This window comes from Xanthobacter sp. DMC47, from assembly GCF_056313845.1.
Genome location: NZ_JBQUZM010000001.1, coordinates 455,188 through 473,968, shown reverse-complemented (window position 1 = coordinate 473,968; position 18,781 = coordinate 455,188). Strand labels below are relative to the sequence as shown.

21 protein-coding genes are annotated in these 18,781 nt (G+C 69.0%); 12 read left to right on the top strand and 9 right to left on the bottom strand.

All coding sequences use genetic code 11. From position 1 onward, the window contains the following. The first annotated feature begins 77 nt into the window (after positions 1 to 77). Positions 78 to 971: an SHOCT domain-containing protein gene (locus ACT54R_RS02290; protein WP_476323075.1), complete on the top strand. Its 894-nt coding sequence runs from the start codon at positions 78 to 80 to the stop codon at positions 969 to 971. A 42-nt stretch (positions 972 to 1,013) separates the two neighbouring features. Here the strand turns inward: ACT54R_RS02290 and nth are convergent, their stop codons facing one another. Continuing rightward, a complete protein-coding gene (nth, locus tag ACT54R_RS02285) occupies positions 1,014 to 1,691 on the bottom strand; it encodes an endonuclease III (RefSeq protein WP_476323072.1) in 678 nt (225 codons plus the stop codon). A gap of 508 nt (positions 1,692 to 2,199) precedes the next feature. Between nth and ACT54R_RS02280 the strand changes: the two genes are divergently transcribed. Continuing rightward, positions 2,200 to 2,676, top strand: a complete 477-nt coding sequence (locus tag ACT54R_RS02280; RefSeq protein ID WP_476323069.1) for a DUF2244 domain-containing protein — start codon at positions 2,200 to 2,202, stop codon at positions 2,674 to 2,676. Positions 2,677 to 2,896: 220 nt separating this feature from the next. Here ACT54R_RS02280 and ACT54R_RS02275 read toward each other — a convergent pair whose 3' ends face one another. From ACT54R_RS02275 to fae, 3 genes are all read right to left on the bottom strand, one after another. Further along, the gene (locus ACT54R_RS02275) at positions 2,897 to 3,586 is read right to left on the bottom strand and encodes a ChrR family anti-sigma-E factor (protein ID WP_476323066.1); all 690 of its coding nucleotides are present in this window, start codon (positions 3,584 to 3,586) and stop codon (positions 2,897 to 2,899) included. Further along, positions 3,583 to 4,164: a sigma-70 family RNA polymerase sigma factor gene (locus ACT54R_RS02270; protein WP_168460610.1), complete on the bottom strand. Its 582-nt coding sequence runs from the start codon at positions 4,162 to 4,164 to the stop codon at positions 3,583 to 3,585. The genes ACT54R_RS02275 and ACT54R_RS02270 overlap by 4 nt, the downstream gene beginning before the upstream one ends. 244 nt (positions 4,165 to 4,408) lie before the next feature. Continuing rightward, the gene (gene fae / locus ACT54R_RS02265; RefSeq protein WP_168460607.1) at positions 4,409 to 4,948 is read right to left on the bottom strand and encodes a formaldehyde-activating enzyme; all 540 of its coding nucleotides are present in this window, start codon (positions 4,946 to 4,948) and stop codon (positions 4,409 to 4,411) included. A gap of 187 nt (positions 4,949 to 5,135) precedes the next feature. Here fae and ACT54R_RS02260 point away from each other — a divergent pair, with 187 nt between their 5' ends. Then, positions 5,136 to 5,279 carry a hypothetical protein gene (locus ACT54R_RS02260; protein ID WP_024278335.1) on the top strand — a complete coding sequence of 48 codons (144 nt, stop codon included), beginning with the start codon at positions 5,136 to 5,138 and terminating at the stop codon, positions 5,277 to 5,279. Beyond that, on the top strand, positions 5,276 to 6,235 hold the full coding sequence (locus ACT54R_RS02255) for a site-specific tyrosine recombinase XerD (protein WP_476323061.1): 960 nt from the start codon (positions 5,276 to 5,278) through the stop codon (positions 6,233 to 6,235). The genes ACT54R_RS02260 and ACT54R_RS02255 overlap by 4 nt, the downstream gene beginning before the upstream one ends. Before the next feature lie 159 nt (positions 6,236 to 6,394). On the opposite strand, the gene ACT54R_RS02250 is transcribed toward ACT54R_RS02255, so the two are convergent. Continuing rightward, positions 6,395 to 6,970, bottom strand: coding sequence for a nitroreductase family protein (locus ACT54R_RS02250; RefSeq protein WP_476323058.1), 576 nt, complete (start codon positions 6,968 to 6,970; stop codon positions 6,395 to 6,397). A gap of 238 nt (positions 6,971 to 7,208) precedes the next feature. On the opposite strand from ACT54R_RS02250, the gene ACT54R_RS02245 reads away from it, so the two are divergent. From ACT54R_RS02245 to ACT54R_RS02235, 3 genes are all read left to right on the top strand, one after another. Beyond that, positions 7,209 to 8,231, top strand: a complete 1,023-nt coding sequence (locus ACT54R_RS02245; RefSeq protein ID WP_476323055.1) for a hypothetical protein — start codon at positions 7,209 to 7,211, stop codon at positions 8,229 to 8,231. Positions 8,232 to 8,263: 32 nt separating this feature from the next. Next, entirely contained in the window at positions 8,264 to 8,602 is a 339-nt protein-coding gene (locus ACT54R_RS02240; protein ID WP_476323052.1) for a c-type cytochrome, read from the top strand. A 169-nt stretch (positions 8,603 to 8,771) separates the two neighbouring features. Next, the gene (locus tag ACT54R_RS02235) at positions 8,772 to 9,464 is read left to right on the top strand and encodes an outer membrane protein (protein ID WP_476323049.1); all 693 of its coding nucleotides are present in this window, start codon (positions 8,772 to 8,774) and stop codon (positions 9,462 to 9,464) included. A 272-nt stretch (positions 9,465 to 9,736) separates the two neighbouring features. Here the strand turns inward: ACT54R_RS02235 and ACT54R_RS02230 are convergent, their stop codons facing one another. The 3 genes from ACT54R_RS02230 to thrS form a co-directional block, all read right to left on the bottom strand. Continuing rightward, complete coding sequence (locus ACT54R_RS02230; protein WP_476323046.1) at positions 9,737 to 10,153, bottom strand: type II toxin-antitoxin system VapC family toxin; 417 nt, start codon at positions 10,151 to 10,153, stop codon at positions 9,737 to 9,739. Between the two features lies 1 nt (position 10,154). Continuing rightward, entirely contained in the window at positions 10,155 to 10,595 is a 441-nt protein-coding gene (locus ACT54R_RS02225; protein ID WP_476323043.1) for a DUF7662 domain-containing protein, read from the bottom strand. Between the two features lie 128 nt (positions 10,596 to 10,723). Further along, on the bottom strand, positions 10,724 to 12,700 hold the full coding sequence (gene thrS, locus ACT54R_RS02220) for a threonine--tRNA ligase (RefSeq protein WP_476323040.1): 1,977 nt from the start codon (positions 12,698 to 12,700) through the stop codon (positions 10,724 to 10,726). A gap of 456 nt (positions 12,701 to 13,156) precedes the next feature. Between thrS and ACT54R_RS02215 the strand changes: the two genes are divergently transcribed. From ACT54R_RS02215 to ACT54R_RS02205, 3 genes are all read left to right on the top strand, one after another. Continuing rightward, entirely contained in the window at positions 13,157 to 13,789 is a 633-nt protein-coding gene (locus ACT54R_RS02215) for a L,D-transpeptidase (protein ID WP_476323037.1), read from the top strand. A 40-nt stretch (positions 13,790 to 13,829) separates the two neighbouring features. Further along, positions 13,830 to 14,843, top strand: a complete 1,014-nt coding sequence (locus ACT54R_RS02210) for an amino acid ABC transporter substrate-binding protein (protein WP_168460576.1) — start codon at positions 13,830 to 13,832, stop codon at positions 14,841 to 14,843. Positions 14,844 to 15,014: 171 nt separating this feature from the next. Further along, entirely contained in the window at positions 15,015 to 16,046 is a 1,032-nt protein-coding gene (locus ACT54R_RS02205; RefSeq protein WP_476323033.1) for an MBL fold metallo-hydrolase, read from the top strand. A gap of 19 nt (positions 16,047 to 16,065) precedes the next feature. On the opposite strand, the gene cutA is transcribed toward ACT54R_RS02205, so the two are convergent. Further along, positions 16,066 to 16,389: a divalent-cation tolerance protein CutA gene (cutA, locus tag ACT54R_RS02200; RefSeq protein ID WP_476323030.1), complete on the bottom strand. Its 324-nt coding sequence runs from the start codon at positions 16,387 to 16,389 to the stop codon at positions 16,066 to 16,068. Positions 16,390 to 16,554: 165 nt separating this feature from the next. Between cutA and ACT54R_RS02195 the strand changes: the two genes are divergently transcribed. Further along, positions 16,555 to 17,331, top strand: a complete 777-nt coding sequence (locus tag ACT54R_RS02195) for an NAD kinase (protein ID WP_168460566.1) — start codon at positions 16,555 to 16,557, stop codon at positions 17,329 to 17,331. A 21-nt stretch (positions 17,332 to 17,352) separates the two neighbouring features. Beyond that, positions 17,353 to 18,771, top strand: coding sequence for an MBOAT family O-acyltransferase (locus ACT54R_RS02190; protein WP_476323027.1), 1,419 nt, complete (start codon positions 17,353 to 17,355; stop codon positions 18,769 to 18,771). Positions 18,772 to 18,781: the final 10 nt, after the last annotated feature.

The window sequence follows — 18,781 nt, the reverse complement described above, 5'->3', positions numbered from 1 at the left end:
AAGCCTCGACACCGACACGCTTGCGCCATACCGCGCCTGCGGGATCGACCGACATCAGGAGCCCCATAGGAGCCCCCATGCCCCAGCTCTCGCCCGAAGGCCAGGCGGCCATCAACGCCATTTCCCAGCGCACCGGCTTCAGCCCGGATGCGGTGACCTCCATGCTGTTCTCGGTGATCGCCGGCAACGGCACCATGGCCCAGTTCAGCCATCCCGAATTCGGCGGTTCCGGCCAGTGGATGGCCGGCGGGATGACCATGGTCTCGGATATGTTCAACAATTACCTGAAGGGCCGCGTGGACGGCCTGTGCAGCGAATTGTCGAACCTCGTCGCCAGCCAGCCCGGCCTCACCCAGACCGGCAGCTTCCAGTCGCAGAGCCAGGGGGGCGGGTATTCCGGCGGCGGCCAGTGGCAGACCAGCGGCGGCGGCGGATTCGGCGGAAGCCTCGGGGGCAGCATGGGCGGCAACCAGCCCAGCCTGTTCGTGCCGGAGGCTTCCGGCGGCTTTAACTGGTGGCCGGCCGATCTCGGCCAACCGGCCAGCACCGGCGCCCAGAACGGCGTGCGCTACGCCTACTTTCCCGGCGCGCGGCGCCTCGCCATCGATCTGAACGGGCAGGTGACGGTCTATGACAGCCTCGATCACCAGATCGGCGGCTTCTCCCAGCAGCAGGGCGGATCGGGCAGCCTCACCTTCACCAGCCAGTACGGCACGGTGTTCGTCTCCAGCCTGCCCATCGTCAGCGGCGCGCCGCAGGCCCCGGCTTACGCGCCGCAGGCGCCGTCCTATGCCCCGCCGCCGGTGTACGACGCTCCGCAGCAGCAGCCCCAATCCTTCGGCAGCCCGCAGCCGCTGGGCCAGAACGAGGTGATCTCGGCCATCGAGAAGCTGGCCGACCTGCACGCCAAGGGCATCCTCAGCGACCAGGAGTTCAGCACCAAGAAGGCCGAGCTGCTCAGCCGGCTGTGAGAGGGGCGGGCGGTCGGCAGGGGGCTTCCCTACCGAATGCCCTCAGAAGTTCTTGTCCGGCCAGCGGCACAGATCGGCGATGAGGCAGCGCCCGCAGGCGGGCTTGGCCGCCTTGCAGATGTAGCGGCCGTGCAGGATCAGCCAGTGGTGGGCGTGCAGCTTGAAGCGGTCGGGGATGCGCGCTTCCAGGCCCAGCTCCACCGCCAGCGGCGTCGCCCCGGGGGCAAGGCCGGTGCGGTTGGCGACGCGGAAGAGGTGGGTGTCCACCGCGATGGTGGGCACGCCGAAGGCGATGTTCAGCACCACGTTCGCCGTCTTGCGCCCGACGCCGGGCAGCGCCTCCAGCGCCTCGCGATCCTTGGGCACCACGCCGGCATGGCGCTCCAGCAGCAGGCGGGACAGCTCCACCACGTTCTTCGCCTTGCCCCGGAACAGGCCCAGCGTGCGGATGTGGTGCGCCACCTGATCCTCACCCAGCGCCAGCATGGCGGCGGGGGTGGCGGCAGCCGCGAAAAGACCTTTGGTCGCCTTGTTCACGCCGGTGTCGGTGGCCTGGGCGGAGAGCACCACGGCGACGAGCAGGGTAAAGGCGTCGGAATGGTCCAGCTCGCCCTTCGGCTCGGGGTCCTGCGCCTCGAAGCGGGTGAAGGCCTCGGTGATCTCGGCGTCGGACCAAGGCGAGACCGTGCGTCCATGCACCGCCGCCGCCGCATTGGCCACCGCCTTGTTGCGGCGGGGGAGGGAGGGCGGCGGAGCTGGAGCTGCACGGACCCGCTTGGCCGGCTTGACTAAAGTGGCCGCCTTGCCGCCCCCTGCGGTGTCATGGCCCGGCTTGTCCGGAAGGCGGCTGTTGCCGACTTCCGTTCCTAAAGGCGGAACACGGCTGTTGCCGTGTTCCGGGCCATCCACGCTTCCGACCGAGCGCTTCCCGGCTTTCGGGCGGGCCGATCGCGGCGGAGCGGATCCCCCGGACGAGCCGGGGGATGACGGCTGGAGTGGGGGTGATTTGGCGGCACCGACCGGGCTGGCGGGTGCTTTCGCGGTTTTCTCAGCCCCCTTCGTGACGCGCGCAGGGCGCGGGGCCGAGACGCTCTCGGCTTCCGGAACGGCGGCGGGTTTGGGCGGGGTGATCCTGCGCGGCATTTTTCGGGTATACTGCCCAGCAATGCCCCAGACCAGCGACCGAGACAGCGCACCCGAGACGCACGCGCAGGCTCAAGACGAGCCCGTGGTCTATGCGGTCACGCTCGCGCCGCACCGCTCCCTCTCCAGGCGCGGCTTCTTCTGGGTGATGGCGGGCATCGGCGCCGTGAGCTTCGTGTCCGGCGCGGCCTTTCTCGCCATGGGCGCCTGGCCCATCTTCGGTTTCTTCGGCCTGGATGTGCTTTTGATCTACATCGCCTTCCGCGCCAGCTTCCGCTCGGCGCGGGCGCGCGAGCACATCCTCGTCACGCCGAGCCTCGTGGAAATCCGCCGCGAGCCGGCGGCGGGACGGCCCTCCACCACGCGGCTCAACCCGTTCTGGACCCGGCTGTGGCGTGAGGACGACGAGGAGCACGGGACGCTGGATGTCGCCCTCATCAGCGGCAAGCGCACCGTGCCGGTGGGCCGCTTCCTCGGCCCCGTCCAGAAGGCGGAGCTGGCGAGCGACCTCACCGAGGCGCTGGCGGTGGTGAAGAAGGGCGTCACCCGCACGCAGTTCTGAGGGGTTGGCCCCAATAAGCCCGCGCGTTTTCTCTCTCGTCATCGCCCGCCTTGTGCGGGCGATCCACGTCTCGGCCCGAGCGGTTCCGGAAAGACGGAAGGCGGATGGGCGATGGGGTGGATCCCCCGGACGAGCCGGGGGATGACGGCTGCGGATTTCACGAACGCACCCGGCCCAGCCGAGCCCGCGCGGCGCCTGAGCGAAGGCAGCGCCAAATTGCTCAGAGAAACGGACGCGTCACCATGCCCAGCAGGCCGCGGAAGCGGATGCGGCCGTCGAAGGCGGCGAGGCAGAGGCATTCCCCATCGGCGTCCACGCGGGGGGAGTGGTCGATGTCCGCGTCGCATTCCACGAGGTCGCCGGGGCCGTAATGGCCGTTCGGGTCGCTGAAGCCGCCGCAGATCACGTGGGTGAATTCGAGCCCCGCATGGGTGTGCTGGGGGATGGCGCGGCCGGGCGCGATGCGGAACAGCAGCACCTGCGCGTCCGGGTCTTCCTCCAGATGCACGAGGCCGAGCCGCACCCCGGGCGCCACCGGAACCAGCCGGCCGATGCGGCGCGACGCGATGGCCGGTGGCAGCACCACGCCGGGCGGCAGCTTCAGCCCCTCGGGCAGCGGCCAGCGCCGCGGGGCGCCGGAGGCTTCCGCATGATGGAGCGCGGCGGGATTGCGGGAGACGGGGCGGGCATCGAGCCGCGCCAGCGCGCGGTCGAGCGCGTCGGGGGCGAGAGCGAGGGGTTCGCAGCTATCGAGCAGGGCGCCGCCGACGGACATCAACCGTCCCACCGTCGCGCGGCATTCGGGGCAGCCGTCGAGATGGACGTCCACCAGCAGGCGGGGACCGGCCGGCAGCGTGCCCGCCGCATAGCGCAGCAGGGTCTCGGTGCCGGGATGGGTCGAAGCACTCATTTCAGGTCTTCCAGCAGGGAACGCAGACGGTTGAGCGCAAGGCGCACGCGCGACTTGGCGGTGCCCAGCGGAATGCCCAGCTCCTGCGCGATCTGCGAATGGGGCTTCTCCTGAAAGAAGGAGAGGCGGACGATGGTGGCCTGTTCCTCCGACAGCTTGGCGAGGGCGGCGCGCACCCGCGCCTCCCGCTCGGCGGTCATGAGGATGGTCTCGCCCGAGGTCTCGTCCACCTCGTCCTCGTGGGTCTCGGCCTGATAGGTATCACCATAGCGCTCGCGGCGCTTGAGGTCGATGGAGAGGTTGCGGGCGATGGTGAAGATCCAGGTGGAGGCGGCGGCCCGCGTCGGATCGAAATAGGCCGCCTTGCGCCACACCGTCAGCAGGGTCTCCTGCGCCAGCTCCTCGGCGGCATTGGCGGAGAGCCCGCTGCGCACGAGGTAGGATTTCACCCGCGGCGCGAAATGGCGGAACAGCCGGGCGAAGGCCTCCCGGTCGGCGCGGCTGGCGATGGCGACGATCATCGCGCTCAGCTCGGCGCCGGAGGATGCCACCCGGGGCTCGACGGGTTGGACGCTCATGGCCGTCCCCCCCACGACACGAACGCCACCATCCGGCAGCTGTCGGGTGCGACGCGGCTTCGGCAGATCGAGGATGAGACTGGGCTCGGCGGCATTCATACTCTCGATACGCGGCGCCCGAAGCGGTGGATGAGTGGAGCCGCTGCGAAAAAAATCGGCGGCTCCGCCCTCCGAATGCGCGGGCTGGAACCGGAGCTTAGCCGAGCGGCAGGTCCGGCTCCAGCAACGTCAGCGTGACCGGGCTTTAGTACTCGATGATACCCTCGAGCGCGTAGTGCTTCACGCTCTTGCGGTTGGCGATCAGCTCGTCGATGGAGGGCTCGCCCTTGAGCGCGCGGGAGATGGCGAGCTTCGTCGCCTCGTAATTGGTGCGGTAGAGGTCGGCCTTGTCGAGGTTGGGGTCCTCGGGGCAGCGCGGGTCGAGCCACACCATGATGATCATGGCCAGCTCGTCCACCTGATCCTTGGGGATGATGCCCTCGCTGACGCAATCAACGATGGCGTCGCCCATGGCCGCCTGCACGACGCCGCCGAGCAGGTCCACATATTCGGCGGTGTGGATGGTGGCCTTGGTGGTCATCATGGTCACCGGGCGCACCAGCTGGTTGAGGTCGCGCACCACGAACATGCGGGTGTGGCCCTGCACCTGCCCCATCATGGAGGCGAAGGCCTGACCCACCGGGCCGCGCACCGAGCCGATCAGCACTTCCGGCATGGCGTCCGTCACCTGCCCGTCCGCCGCCAGCACCGTCGCCTCGCCCGCCTTGAACCAGATGTCGCTCATCGTTTCCTCCTCGTTGGGTGGCGCAGGTAAGCACCCGCCGCCCCGCCCGTCCAAGGTGACCCTGCGTCGCTGGTGCCAAAGGGCATGGGTGCGGCGCCTCGGGTTGAACGGCGGCGCGGGCCGTGGCACCTCTGGCGCGAGAGGGGTGCCCGCGGGCGATTCGCGCCCGCACCTGAAGGAGGCAGCGATGCCCACGCTCTTCCGCATTCTGGTGGTGCTGGCCGTGCTCGGCGGGCTCGGCTACGCCGCGCTCTGGGCGCTCGCCACCCGCGTGGAGCCGCAGGAGCGGGAACTCTCCTTCACCGTCGCCCCCGAAAAGATCGGCAAATGACCGGCGCGGGCCCGGCCGCGCAGGGCCCGCTCGCGCTCTTCCTCGACATGCAGGCGGTGGAGCGCGGGGCGGGCGCCAACACGCTGGACGCCTACCGGCGCGACCTCAGCGACCTCGCCGAGTTCCTCGCCCCCCGCGCCCTTGCGAGCGCCGACACCGCCGCCATCCGCGACTGGCTCGCCGATCTCACTGCCCGCGGCTACAAGGCAACCACCGTGGCGCGGCGCCTCTCCGCCGTGCGCCAGTTCTTCCGCTTTCTCTATGCCGAGGGGCACCGGGGCGATGATCCCGCCGCCGTGCTGGAAGGCCCGAGGCGCGGGCGCCCTTTGCCCAAGGTGCTCACGGTGGAGGAGGTCTCCACCTTGATCGACACCGCCCACGCGCGGGCGGCCGAAGTTCTTGCGGCAGAGGGCGAGGCCGCCGGCAAGGTCCGTGCGGAGATGCTGAAGCGCCGCCGCACCGCCGCCGTGGTCGAACTGCTCTATGCCAGCGGCCTGCGCATCTCCGAACTGGTCTCGCTGCCGGCCGCCGCCGCGCGGGCGAAGGGCGATGCCATCCTCGTCACCGGCAAGGGCCGCAAGGAACGGCTGGTGCCGCTGTCCGAGCCGGCGCGGGCGGCCATGGCGGCCTATCTCGACGCGCGCAAAGCGGCGGGGCTTGAGGCGTCGCGCTGGCTGTTTCCCTCCTCCAGCGAGAGCGGATACGTGACCCGCCAGCAGGCGGCGCGCGACCTGAAGGAGCTGGCGCTGGCCGCCGGCCTCGACCCGGCCAAGCTCTCCCCCCACGTGCTGCGCCACGCGTTCGCCAGCCATCTTCTGGCCCACGGCGCGGACCTTCGGGTGGTGCAGACCCTGCTCGGCCATGCCGATGTCTCCACCACGCAGATCTACACCCACGTGCTGGACGAACGCCTCAAGAGCATGGTGCGCGACCTGCATCCGCTGGCGGATGAGTGAGGGGGCGCGGGGGTAGGGCGGCCTTTTGGAGCCTCATCCCGCCGTCGCCCTCCGGCTTGACCGGAGGGCCCATCTGCCCACCCGCGCACGCTTACGACGGCTGGGGCCAACGGCGCCATGGGTCCTCCGGTCAAGCCGGAGGACGACGGCGGTGAGGTATCAGAACCGCGTCACCACCTCGGCCAGCGCCGGGCGGGGACGGTCTTCCAGCTTCTGGGTGGCGGTGCCGATATAGATGAAGCCGACGAACCGCTCGAACTCGTCGAGGCCCAGCGCGGCGCGGGCGTTGGCGTCGTAGGTCGTCCATTCGGTGAGCCAGGTGGCGCCGTAGCCCAACGCCGCGCAAGCGACGAGGATGTTCTGGCAGGCGGCCGCCGCCGAAAGCAGCTGCTCGTATTCCGGGATCTTCACATGCGGCGCGGCACGCGAGACCACGGCCACCACCAGCGGGGCGCGCAGGAAACGGGCGCGCTCGTCCTCGAGCCGCTTCTCGGCGATGCCGGGGTCGGAGGCCGCCAGCGCCTCCGCCAGTTTCTCCCCGGCGCGGACGCGGCCGTCGCCTTCCAGCACGATGAAGCGCCAGGGCGCGAGCTTGCCGTGGTCCGGCACGCGCGCGGCGATGGTGAGAATGGTGTCCAGCTCCTCCGCCGAGGGGCCGGGCGCGACCAGATCGATCACGCGGGAAGAGCGGCGGGCGGCGAGGAGGGCGATGGTTTCGGGGCTGGTAACGGTCATGGGGCAATGTTTCCGATGAAAGGCTTCGGGGCAATCTACAGAGGGGGCGCCCGCCACGGAACCGAGGGGGCGCGGCGGCAACCGGCCGCAGGCCGGGGCAGGGGGTGACTTGAATCCGCCCCGAATTTTGTGCACGTCAAGACACATGATCCGCTTCGCTCACGCCTGCTCCCGCTTCCGCCGCCTCCGGCCATCCGCCGATGCGCAGCGGATGAAGGCGGCCAGGCGTGTGATGCGGATGGCTGCGCTGGGTCTCTGGACCGTGATGGCGCCCCTGGGTCTCGTTGCGGGAGCGGGACCGGTCGCGGCGCAATCCATGCAATTCCTCGGTCCGCCCACGGCGCCCCCGCCGGCCGGGCCGTTCGCGACGCCGCCCAATGTGCGGCCCACAGGGCTGCCTCCGGGGCTGCCCCCGCCGCCCGGGCAGCCTGGCCCGACCGCGCAGGCCGGCCAGCCCGGCCGCGAGCCCCATGCCGTGCTGCCGCCGGCCCCGCCCGGCAAGGCGGCTCTTGGCGTCTATGCGCGTTTCGGCGCCGAGGGTAGCGCCATTCCCCGCGGCCTCGTCTGGCGCGTCTTCGCCGACCAGCCCGAGGCCTCCACCGGCGCCTTCCCGCTGGTGGCGGAGAGTTCGGAGCCGGCGCCCGTCTTCTTCCTCACGCCGGGCGGCTACATCGTCCACGTCACCTACGGCTTCGCCACCTCGGCGCAGCGGGTGCAGATGGGTCCGGTCTCGCGCCGGCAGGCGTTCGACGTGCCGGCCGGGGCCCTGCGCCTCGCCGCCGACGTGGACGACAAGCCGATCCCCGCCCAGAGGCTGACCTTCGACATCTTCGAGGGCTCGTTCCTGCAGGGGCGCACCTCCAGCCAGCCCTATTACCGGGGCGCCGCCGCCGGCGACGTGGTGCTGCTGCCGGAGGGCACCTATCATGTGGTCTCGACCTACGGCGACGCCAATGCCGTGGTGCGCGCGGACGTGATCGTCCAGCCCGGCAAGCTCACCGATGCCACGGTCCACCACCGGGCGGCGCAGATCAGCCTCAAGCTGGTGAAGGTGGCGCGCGGCGAGGCGCAGGCCGACACCCAGTGGACCGTCATCACGCCCGGTGGCGACACCATCAAGGAATCGATCGGCGCCTTCCCGACCTTCGTGCTGTCGGAAGGCGACTATTCCGTCATCGCCCGCAAGGACGGCAAGAATTTCAGCCGCGACATCAAGGTCGAGGCCGGCAAGAATCAGGAGGTGGAGGTTCTGGCGAAGTGACGCCCGGCCGCCGCCGTGTCCGGAGGGTTCCCATGGTGCGCCTTCTTCCGCGCGTGGCCGGTGCCGTCGCGCTGCTCGGTGTCGTTGCCTTGCCGATGCTTGCCGCCAATTCCGCCCGCGCCGCCGACGCGTCGGCCGGGCGCGCGCTTGCCGAGCGCTGGTGCGCCGGCTGCCACGTGGTGGGCACCGCTCCGCAGAGCGCCACGAGCGATGCGCCCACCTTCGCCGCCATCGCCGCCCGCGACGGCGATGTCTCGGCGGCCTGGCTGGCCTTCCGCCTGCTGAACCCGCACCCGCAGATGCCGCAGGTCTCCCTCACCCGCGCCGAGGCGGCCGACCTCGCGGCCTATTTCGCGACGCTGAAGAAGTAATCGGCCGCTCGGGCCGACGCGCGCGTTTCCCAAAAGACACACCGGGCGAAACTGTTCAGCTCAAGCGCCCTGCCGACTTGTGGCAGGTGCAGGTGGGCCTGCATGCTGCTCGCGCTGCGTCGCAGCAGCGCCAACCATTCTGCATTCGGCTCCCGCCTGAGGACTTTCCATGCGCGTTCGTTCTTCCGCCCGCGCATTCGCTTGCCTGCTCGCCGTCTCCCTGGGGGGCGCGCAGGGCGCCCTCGCGGCACCGCCGGCGGAGCAGCCAACCTTTTCCTGGAGCGGCTTCACCGTCGGCCTGGATGTCGGATATGCCTGGGCGCAGGCGAGCGGCCAGGATTGCAACTGGGCGCGCACCACATGCCCGGCCTATTCCACCGGGGCCGACGGCATCGTGGGCGGTGCCTATGCCGCCTTCAACTGGCAGGTGGACCACATCGTGCTCGGGATCGAGGGCGATATCGAAGGCTCCGCCGTCACCGGCACCTCAGCCTTCTCCAGCCCGTTCGTCTCCTACCTCTTTGGCCATGCGGTGGAGGAGAACTGGCAGGCCTCGCTGCGCGCGCGCCTCGGCTATGCATTCGACCGCACGCTCATCTATGTGACCGGCGGCGTCGCCTATGCCGATGTCTTCAACAATCTGTGGCGGCTCGGAAAACCGTTCCACGCCTATGGCGAGACCCGTCCGGGCTGGACCGTGGGGGCCGGCGTCGAGCAGGCCCTCTCCGATCACTTCACCGCCCGCGTCGAATATCGCTACACCGGCTTCGACAGCTCCGAGAACTCGGTGGGCACCAATTCCACGATCCTGCAGGACCTGAACCAGCAGGCCATCCGCATGGGCATCGGCTACAAATTCTGACCAGTGCGCGCGGCGGGCGGAGCCGGAGCCACGGCCGGGCAGACGATTGCCGGGCGCCGGTACGCCTGCTGCCATGTGGTCGGGACCCCGCCCCTGAGCGCCGCAAGCGGCGCCCCCATCCTTCGCCAGCATCGCTGCGTGTGAAGCCGACATTTCCGGCCCCTGGCTGGCCTTCCGCCTTTTGAACCCGCATCCCCAGATGCCGCAGGTCTCCCTCACCCGCGCCGAGGCGGCGGACCTTGCCGCCTATTTCGCGACGCTGAAGAAGTAGGTCAGCACGCGATGGCCTGAAGATGCCCGCGGGCGGCAAAGCCGAGGATGAGCCGGTCGCGCGTCATCAACTGGTAGCCGTGATGGCGCGCCATGGCGATCATGATGCGGTCCACCGGGTCGCGGGGGGGCTCGTCCGGTAGGAAAGACGATTCAACCAGAGCCTCGGGGGGCATGGCCGCGAGCGCGACGCCGGGCAGGGCGACGAGCGCCCGGAACCACGCGGCCGGCGACTGCGCCAGCGCGATCTTCCGCGATGCCACCAACTGGCCGATCTCCCAGGCCGTCATGGGGCAGATGAAGATCGATTGCCCCGCCTCGAGGGCGTCGGCCAGCCTTTCCAGCGCCTCGGGTGCGATCCTGTCGCCATTGGCGATCCAGATGGCGGCACACGTATCGAGCAGGATGGGCAGTGCCATCTCAGTGGTCCGCCCGCCAGTCGGTCGCGGTAGGCGCGGTGAGGTCTGTCCCGTCCGGGACCGTGACGGTACCCTTGAGCGCCCCATAGAGCGCCTTCAGCAGGCTCGCGCGGTCGGCGGCCGCAGCGGGAGCAGCTTCAGCGATGGCCGAGATCCGTTCCTCCTCCTCCGCGCGCCGGAAGACGAGGCGGCCGGCCTCCATATCGACCTGCTCGGACTTGTAACCGGCAGCCAGCCAGGCCCAGGTGATAACACTGTTGCTCGGATTGTTGCTCCACCACGCGCGGTGTCGGCGGGCGCTGGCGGGGAGGGGATGGCCCACCAGGGCCTCGATCTCCGCGAACGTCATCGCAATATGGGTTTGGCTGACGGTCCGAAGATAGGCGGTCAGGGGCGCGTAGCGGGAATCGGTCGGGGCCTTGAGTGCGCTGGACGATGCCACGGGAACCTCCTTTTTCGATGATTGGAGGCTAATCAAACAAACAGTGTTTGTAAACAGTGTTTGTTTGAGCGCAAAAAGAAAGGCGAAGCCGAAGCCCCGCCTCTCTCATTCCGTCCTGTTTTCTCCCCTCACGCCGCCTTGGCGTTGAGCGCCTTGCGCTTGAGGTCCGGCGGCACCGCCTCGTCCACCAGCGCGGCGATGACCTCGTCGAGCGCGCCCGAGGACTGGGCGTTGGAGCCGAGGCGGCGGATGGAGAGGGTGCGTTCGGCCGCCTCCTTCTTGCCCGCCACCAGCAGCACCGGCACCTTGGCCAGCGAGTGCTCGCGCACCTTGAGGTTGATCTTCTCGTTCCTCAGATCGAGTTCCGCGCGCAGCCCCGCCGCCTTCAGCGCGGCGACCACCTCGGCGGCATAGTCGTCCGCATCCGAGGTGATGGTGGCGACTACCACCTGCGTCGGCGCCAGCCACAGCGGGAAGTGCCCGGCGAAGTGCTCGATGAGGATGCCGGTGAAGCGCTCCATGGAGCCGCAGATGGCGCGGTGGATCATCACCGGCGTCTTCTTCTGCCCGTCCGCATCCACATAGAAGGCGCCGAACCGCTCCGGCAGGTTGAAGTCCACCTGGGTGGTGCCGCACTGCCATTCGCGGCCGATGGCATCCTTCAGCGTGTATTCGAACTTGGGGCCGTAGAAGGCGCCTTCGCCCGGCAGGATGCCGGTCTTGATGCGCCCGCCCGACTGGGCCTCGATCTGCGCCAACACGCGGGTCATCACCTCTTCGGCGTGATCCCACACGGCGTCCGAGCCCACGCGCTTCTCCGGCCGGGTGGAGAGCTTCACCACGATCTCCTCGAAGCCGAAGTCGGCATAGGTGGAGAGGATGAGATCGTTGATCTTCAGGCACTCTGCCGCCATCTGCTCCTCGGTGCAGAAGATGTGGGCGTCGTCCTGGGTGAAGCCGCGCACGCGCATCAGCCCGTGCAGCGCACCCGAAGGCTCGTAGCGGTGCACCGCGCCGAATTCGGCGAGGCGCATGGGCAGGTCGCGATAGCTCTTAAGGCCGTGCTTGAAGATCTGCACATGGCCGGGGCAGTTCATGGGCTTGAGCGCGAACACGCGCTCGTCCTTGGTCTCGTCGCCGGCCGATTGGACCTTGAACATGTTCTCCTTGTACCAGCCCCAGTGTCCGGAGGTCTCCCACAGGGAGTGGTCGAGCACCTGCGGGGCGTTGACCTCGCTGTAGTCGGCCTTCAGCCGGCGGCGCATGTAGGCCACCAGTTCCTGGAACAGGGTCCAGCCCTTGGGGTGCCAGAACACCGTGCCGGGGCCTTCCTCCTGGAAGTGGAAGAGGTCCATCTCCCGGCCGAGGCGGCGGTGGTCGCGCTTCTCGGCTTCCTCCAGCCGGTGCAGGTAGGCGGCGAGTTCCTTCTCGTCCTGCCAGGCGGTGCCGTAGATGCGGGTGAGCATCGGGTTGTTCGAATCACCGCGCCAGTAGGCGCCCGCCACCTTCATCAGCTTGAAGGCGTTGCCGATCTTGCCCGTGGAGGGCATGTGCGGACCGCGGCAGAGGTCAAACCACTCGCCCTGCTTGTAGATCTTCACGTCCTGGTCTTCGGGGATCGCGTCGACCAGCTCGACCTTGTAGTTCTCGCCCTTGGCGGCGAACACGCGCTTCGCCTCATCGCGCGTCCACACTTCCTTGGTGAAGGGGCGGTCGCGGGCGATGATCTCGCGCATCTTCGCCTCGATGACCGGCAGATCTTCCGAGGTGAAAGGGGCGTTGCGGGCGAAGTCGTAATAGAAGCCGTTCTCGATCACCGGGCCGATGGTCACCTGCGTGCCCGGCCACAGCTCCTGCACTGCTTCCGCCATCACGTGGGAGCAGTCGTGCCGGATCAGCTCCAGCGCGCGCGGGTCGTCGCGGGTGACGATCTCCAGCTTCGCGTCGCGGGTGATGGGCTGGGAGAGGTCCGCCAGTTCCCCGTCGAGGGTGACGGCCACGGCCTTCTTGGCGAGGGATTTGGAAATGGCGGCGGCGATGTCCGCGCCGGACGTCCCCTCGGCATAATCGCGCTTGGCGCCGTCGGGGAAGGTCAGGGAAATCATGTCAAAGCTCCTTGCGGCCCACTCCTGCGCACCTCGCAGGTAGGCCTTTTCGTTAAGCGCGCCCTTTTAGGCGAGGCCATGGCGCCGCGTAAAGCGCGCGGGCGGGGTGAGGCGTCTCGACCGGCGGCGAAGCAAGGCCCGCGACAGCCCAGCGCCTGAAACGGGCGGCGTCCGCGCTCTGGATACCGTTCAGAAACCGTTCAGGGCCAAAATGCTGCACTGCTTCGGCCGCGTCCCCCCTTTCCCTCGCGCGCGGCCTCGGCTAATCGGGAAGCGGGGTCGTGAGTGTTCGCCATGCCGGCGTCGTTCCGAGAAGGTCCGGGGAGGGCCTTCGCGGAGGGCAGGGCGGGTCACGCGGGGTGGGAAACCGGTCGGCGCGCCTTTCCAGGGCTGCACGACCGGCGAGGACACCGCTCGACCGGGCCGAGGCCCGGGATGCGTCTAGAAGAGGCCGGCATGATGCCTGTGACGATCAAGACCTTGACCTTCGCCGCCCTGCTTCAGGTGGGCGTGTTTGCCTTCGCCGCCGGCGCCAGCGCCCAGGTGGGTCCGCGCGGCGGCCCCGGCGCGGTGATGGACATCGACGACCAGCCGGGCCTCACCGCCCCGGACGACGACATCGCCCAGCTCGATCCGCAGTTCCGTCACCAGCCGGTGTATTTCCGCACCACGGAAAAGCCCGGCACCATCGTGATCCACACGAACGAGCGCTTCCTGTACCTGGTGCAGGGCGACAACCGCGCCATGCGCTACGGCATCGGCGTCGGCCGCGACGGCTTCCAGTGGTCGGGCCTCAAGACCATCGAGCGCAAGGCCGAGTGGCCGGACTGGACCCCGCCGTCCGAGATGATCCAGCGCCAGCCCTACCTGCCGCGCTTCATGGCCGGCGGCCCCGGCAATCCCATGGGCGCCCGCGCGCTCTACATCGGCGGCACTGTCTACCGCATCCACGGCACCAACCAGCCGCAGACCATCGGCTACGCCGTGTCCTCGGGCTGCTTCCGCCTCGTGAACAGCGAGATCATCGACCTCTACAGCCGTGTCCCGGTGGGCACGAAGGTCGTGGTGCGCCAGCAGGCCGAGCTCTGAGGGCGCGCCTCTTTTCACCCGTTTCTCACTGGGGGATTTCATGAAGACGATCCTGGCCCTTCTGGCCGGCGCGGCGTTCGCGCTCGGCGCCACGGCGGCACCGGCGCAGACCCTCAAGACCGTGAAGGACCGCGGCGAGCTGGTCTGCGGCGTCTCCAAGGGGCTCCCCGGCTTCTCCGCGCAGGACGCCTCCGGCAAGTGGACGGGCTTCGACGTGGACCTGTGCCGCGGCCTGGCCGCGGCCATCTTCGACGACGCGAACAAGGTGAAGTTCGTGCCGCTGACCGCGGACGAGCGCTTCCCCGCCCTCACCAAGGGCGAGATCGACGTGCTCTCGCGCAACTCCACCTGGACGCTGGAGCGCGAGGCCAAGCTCGGCCTGCTCTTCGCCGCCATCAACTACTATGACGGCCAGGGCTTCCTGGTGCGCGACGCCCGCAAGGTCACGTCCGCCCTGGAACTCGACAAGTCCAAGGTCTGCGTCCAGGCGGGCACCACCGCCGAGAGCAACACCAAGGACTATTTCGCCGCCAACGGCATGACGCTGGAACTGGTGACGCTGCCCACCTCCGGCGACCTCGTGAAGGCCTACGAAGAGGGCAAGTGCGACACGCTCACCACCGACGTGTCGCAGCTCTATGCCCTGCGCCTCACCATGGCGAAGCCCGGCGACCACATCGTGCTGCCGGACGTGATCTCCAAGGAGCCCCTCGGCCCCGTCGTCCGCCAGGGCGACGACCAGTGGTTCAATCTGGTGAAGTGGACGGTGTTCGCGATGATCAACGCCGAGGAACTCGGCGTCGCCACCAACACCATCGACGCCGCGCTGAAGTCCAAGAAGCCCGAGGTCCGGCGTCTCGTCGGCAACGAGGGCGGCTACGGTGAGGAACTCGGCGTGTCCAACGACTTCGTGGTGCGCATCGTGAAGGCGGTGGGCAATTACGGCGAGAGCTTCGAGCGCAACGTGGGCGCCGCGTCCAAGCTGGGCATCCCGCGCGGCATCAACCAGCTCTGGAGCATGGGCGGCATCCAGTATGCCCCGCCGGTGCGCTGATAGGAGCCGGAATCGGCGGTGCGCCGATCCTCACGGCTAAGCTCCTGGTCGAGCTTATGATTCGAAACGCCGCGCTCGCAGGGATGTGAGCGCGGCGTTTCCGTTCCGGCATCGATTTGTCCTGAAGCGGTGTCCTAATCTTCCGGCGCTTCACGCCCCGAGGAGAATTGGATGACCGAGGTTTCCCGCCGGACCCTTCTGGCCGGCACGGCCGGCATCGCCGGCACCCTGGCCGGCATGGGGGGCGCCGCCGCCCAGACGCCCGCCCAGACGCCCGCCAAGACTCCGGCCCAGCCTGTCGCAGCCAAACCCGAACCGACGAAGACAGCCGGCCCCATGCAGGTTCCAAGCGCCTATCGCTACAAGGTCGGCGACGTGGTCGTGACGGCCATCTCCGACGGCATGCGGACGATCCCGCTCTCCGACACCTTCGTGCGCAACCAGCCGAAGGACGCGGTGAACGCGGCCCTGAAGAAGGCCTATCTGCCGGAAAATCAGGTGCCGATCTCCTTCACCGTCCTGCTGCTCGACATCGGCGGGCGGAAGGTGCTGGTGGATACCGGCAACGGCGGGCAGGCTGGCCCCGTGGGCCTGGTGCGCTCGACCCTTGAGGATCTGGAGATCGATCCCGCCTCCATCGATCAGGTGGTCATCTCCCACTTCCATCAGGACCACATCAACGGCCTCCTCCTCGCCGACGGCACGCCGGCCTATCCCAAGGCACAGCTGATGGTGCCGGAGAAGGAATGGGCGTTCTGGATGGACGACGGCCAGATGAGCCGCGCGCCGGATGGCCTCAAGCCCGGCTTTCAGAACGTGCGGCGGGTGTTCAAGCCGTTCGAGGGCAAGGTGGAGCGCTACGCCTGGGACAAGGAACTGGCGCCGGGCCTCAAGTCGGTCGGCACGCCGGGCCATACGCCCGGGCATACCTCCTTCGAGCTGGAGTCGGGCTTCGACACCCTCTTCATCCAGTCCGACATCACCAATCTGCCCGCGCTGTTCGTGGCCAATCCCGGCTGGCACGCGACGTTCGACATGGATGCCGCAGCGGCCGAGGCGGTGCGGCGCAAGACCTACGACCGGCTCGCGGCGGAGCGCATCCTGGTGGCGGGCTATCACTTCCCGTTCCCCGGCGCCGCCTACATCGAGAAGAAGGGCGACGGCTACCGCTACCAGCCGATCTATTGGCGCCCGGTGCTGTGAGGGCAGGGCGGCGGGTGCTTCAGCCTCCCGCCGCCACCTCGCCGGCGATCCAGGCGAGATAGGCCGGCAGGCCGCCTTCCAGCGGCAGCACGACGATGGCGGGCACGTCGTAGGGATGGGCGGCGCGCACCGCCTCCACCACCTCGGCGGCCCGCTCGGCGGTGGTCTTCAGCATCATCACCGCCTCGGTGCCGCGCTCGATCTTCCCCTCCCAGCGGTAGATGGAGACCATCTCCGGCAGGATGTTGGCGCAGGCCACGAGCCGCGCCTCCACCAGGGCACGGCCCATCTCCTCGGCCTCCGCGACGCTCGGGAAGGTGGCATAGACGATGCGCGCGGGCATAAGCTCCTCCGGGGCACGCGGCGGGGCTAGGCTGCCGATGCGCTTCCACCGCGACCCTACCATCCCGCCCGGCGCCTCGACAGATTGCGGCGGGACCGCTAGACCGTACCCGGCCCCTTCCGCTCCCGGCCCGCCGACCGGACGATCCTCCTGACCGACGCACCGATGAGCGAACCCCGTTTCCAGCGCATCGCCTTCGTTTCCAGCCAGACGCCCGAGGCCGAGGCCGCGCGCGAGCGCCTCGTCGCCCGCTACGGTCTGGTGGCGGAGGAAGACGCCGACGTGGTGGTCGCCCTGGGCGGTGACGGCCTGATGCTCCAGACGCTCCACCGCTTCCGCGAGCGCACCCTGCCCATCTACGGCATGCACCGCGGCTCGGTGGGCTTCCTGATGAACACCTTCCGCGAGGAAGGGCTGGTCGAGCGCCTCACCGCCGCCCAGCAGGTGACCATCCATCCGTTGATGATGGAGGCGGTCACTTCCAACGGCATGCGCCACCGCGCGCCGGCCTTCAACGAGGTGTCCCTGCTGCGCCAGTCCTATCAGGCGGCGAAGCTGCGCATCTCCATCGATGGCAAGATGCGGCTGGAGGAGTTGATCTGCGACGGCATCATCGTCGCGACCCCGGCCGGCTCCACCGCCTACAACCTCTCCGCCCACGGGCCGATCCTGCCGCTCGGCACGGCGCTTCTGGCGCTGACCCCCATCTCGCCCTTCCGCCCCCGCCGCTGGCGCGGCGCGCTGGTGCCGGACCGTGCGCGCATCGACATCGCCGTGATGGAGGCCGACAAGCGCCCGGTGAGCGCGGCGGCCGACCATTTCGAGGTGCGCGACATCATCGCCGTCTCTGCGCGGCTCGATACCACCTCCTCCGTGGACATGCTGTTCGACCCCGACCATGGTCTCGACGAACGCATCCTGCGCGAGCAGTTCGTCTACTGACGCCCCGGGCGCCGGCGAGCCATGGTCTTCTCCTCCGTCACCTTCCTGTTCTATTTCCTGCCGGCCTTCCTGCTGTGCTACTTCGCGACCCCCGGCGTGCGCGCGAAGAACATGGTGCTGCTCGCCTTCTCGCTGGTGTTCTACGCCTGGGGCGGCATCGCCAACGTGCTCGTGCTGGCGGCATCCATCGTCGGCAACTACTTCCTCGCCCTTGCCATCGACGGCCGCAGCGAACGCTGGCGGCTGCGGGTGCTCGGTCTTGCGGTGGCGGCGAACCTCGCCGGGCTGATCGCCTTCAAATATTCCGGCTTCCTAGCCCAGAATTTCAACCTGCTGCTGGCGCCGGCGGGCCTCGCGCTGCCGGTGGTGCATCCGGCGCTGCCACTCGGCATCTCCTTCTTCACCTTCCACGCCATCTCCTACCTCGTGGACGTGTACCGCCGGAAAGCCGCGGCCAACGGGCGGTTCGAGGAGATCGCGGTCTACATCACCATGTTCCCGCAGCTGGTGGCCGGCCCCATCGTCCGCTACTCCACCATCCACCGGCGCATCCGGCAGCGGCGCACCACGCTCGGCCGCGTCTCGGCGGGCCTGCGCATCTTCGTCATCGGCCTCTCGTGGAAGGTGCTGATCGCCGACGAGGTGGCCCCTGTGGTGGCGGCGGTGTTCGACCACACCTCGGCGCCCAATCTCGGCGAGGCGTGGCTGGGCGTCACGGCCTATGCGCTGCAGATCTATTTCGACTTCGGCGGCTATTCCAACATGGCCATCGGCCTCGCCATCGCCATGGGGCTGAAGTTCCCGCGCAACTTCAACCTGCCCTATGGCGCGCGCTCCATCTCGGATTTCTGGCGCCGCTGGCACATGAGCCTGTCGAGCTGGTTCCGCGACTATCTCTACATCCCCCTCGGCGGCAACCGGCACGGCCATCTGCACACGGCGGCGAACCTCTGGACCGTCTTCCTGCTCTGCGGCCTGTGGCACGGGGCGAGCTGGACCTTCGTGATTTGGGGCGCCCACCACGGCACCTTCCTGGTGCTGGAGCGCACCCGCTTCGGCGCGTGGATGAAGGGCGCGCCGCGCGTCCTCTCCCATCTCTACGTGCTGCTGGTGGTGCTCACCGGCTGGGTGTGGTTCCGCGCCGACAGCCTGCCGCAGGCGCTGGAGCTGTTCCAGGGGCTCGTGGGGATGAACGGCGCCGGCTATCTTTCCGCCCAGCTGGAGGTGGAGCTGAAGCCGGTGACGCTGGCCATCCTGGTGCTGGCGTGGCCCCTCGCCATGTTCGGCCTGCCGCGCCCCGGCGGCCGCTCGATGGCGCCGAAGATGCGGCTGGCCGTATTCGGCGCGGTGGATTCGCTCGTGGTGTGGGGCCTGTTCGTGCTCTGCGTGCTCTCGGTGGGCGCGGCGACCTACTCGCCGTTCCTCTATTTCCGCTTCTGAGAAGGGAGGA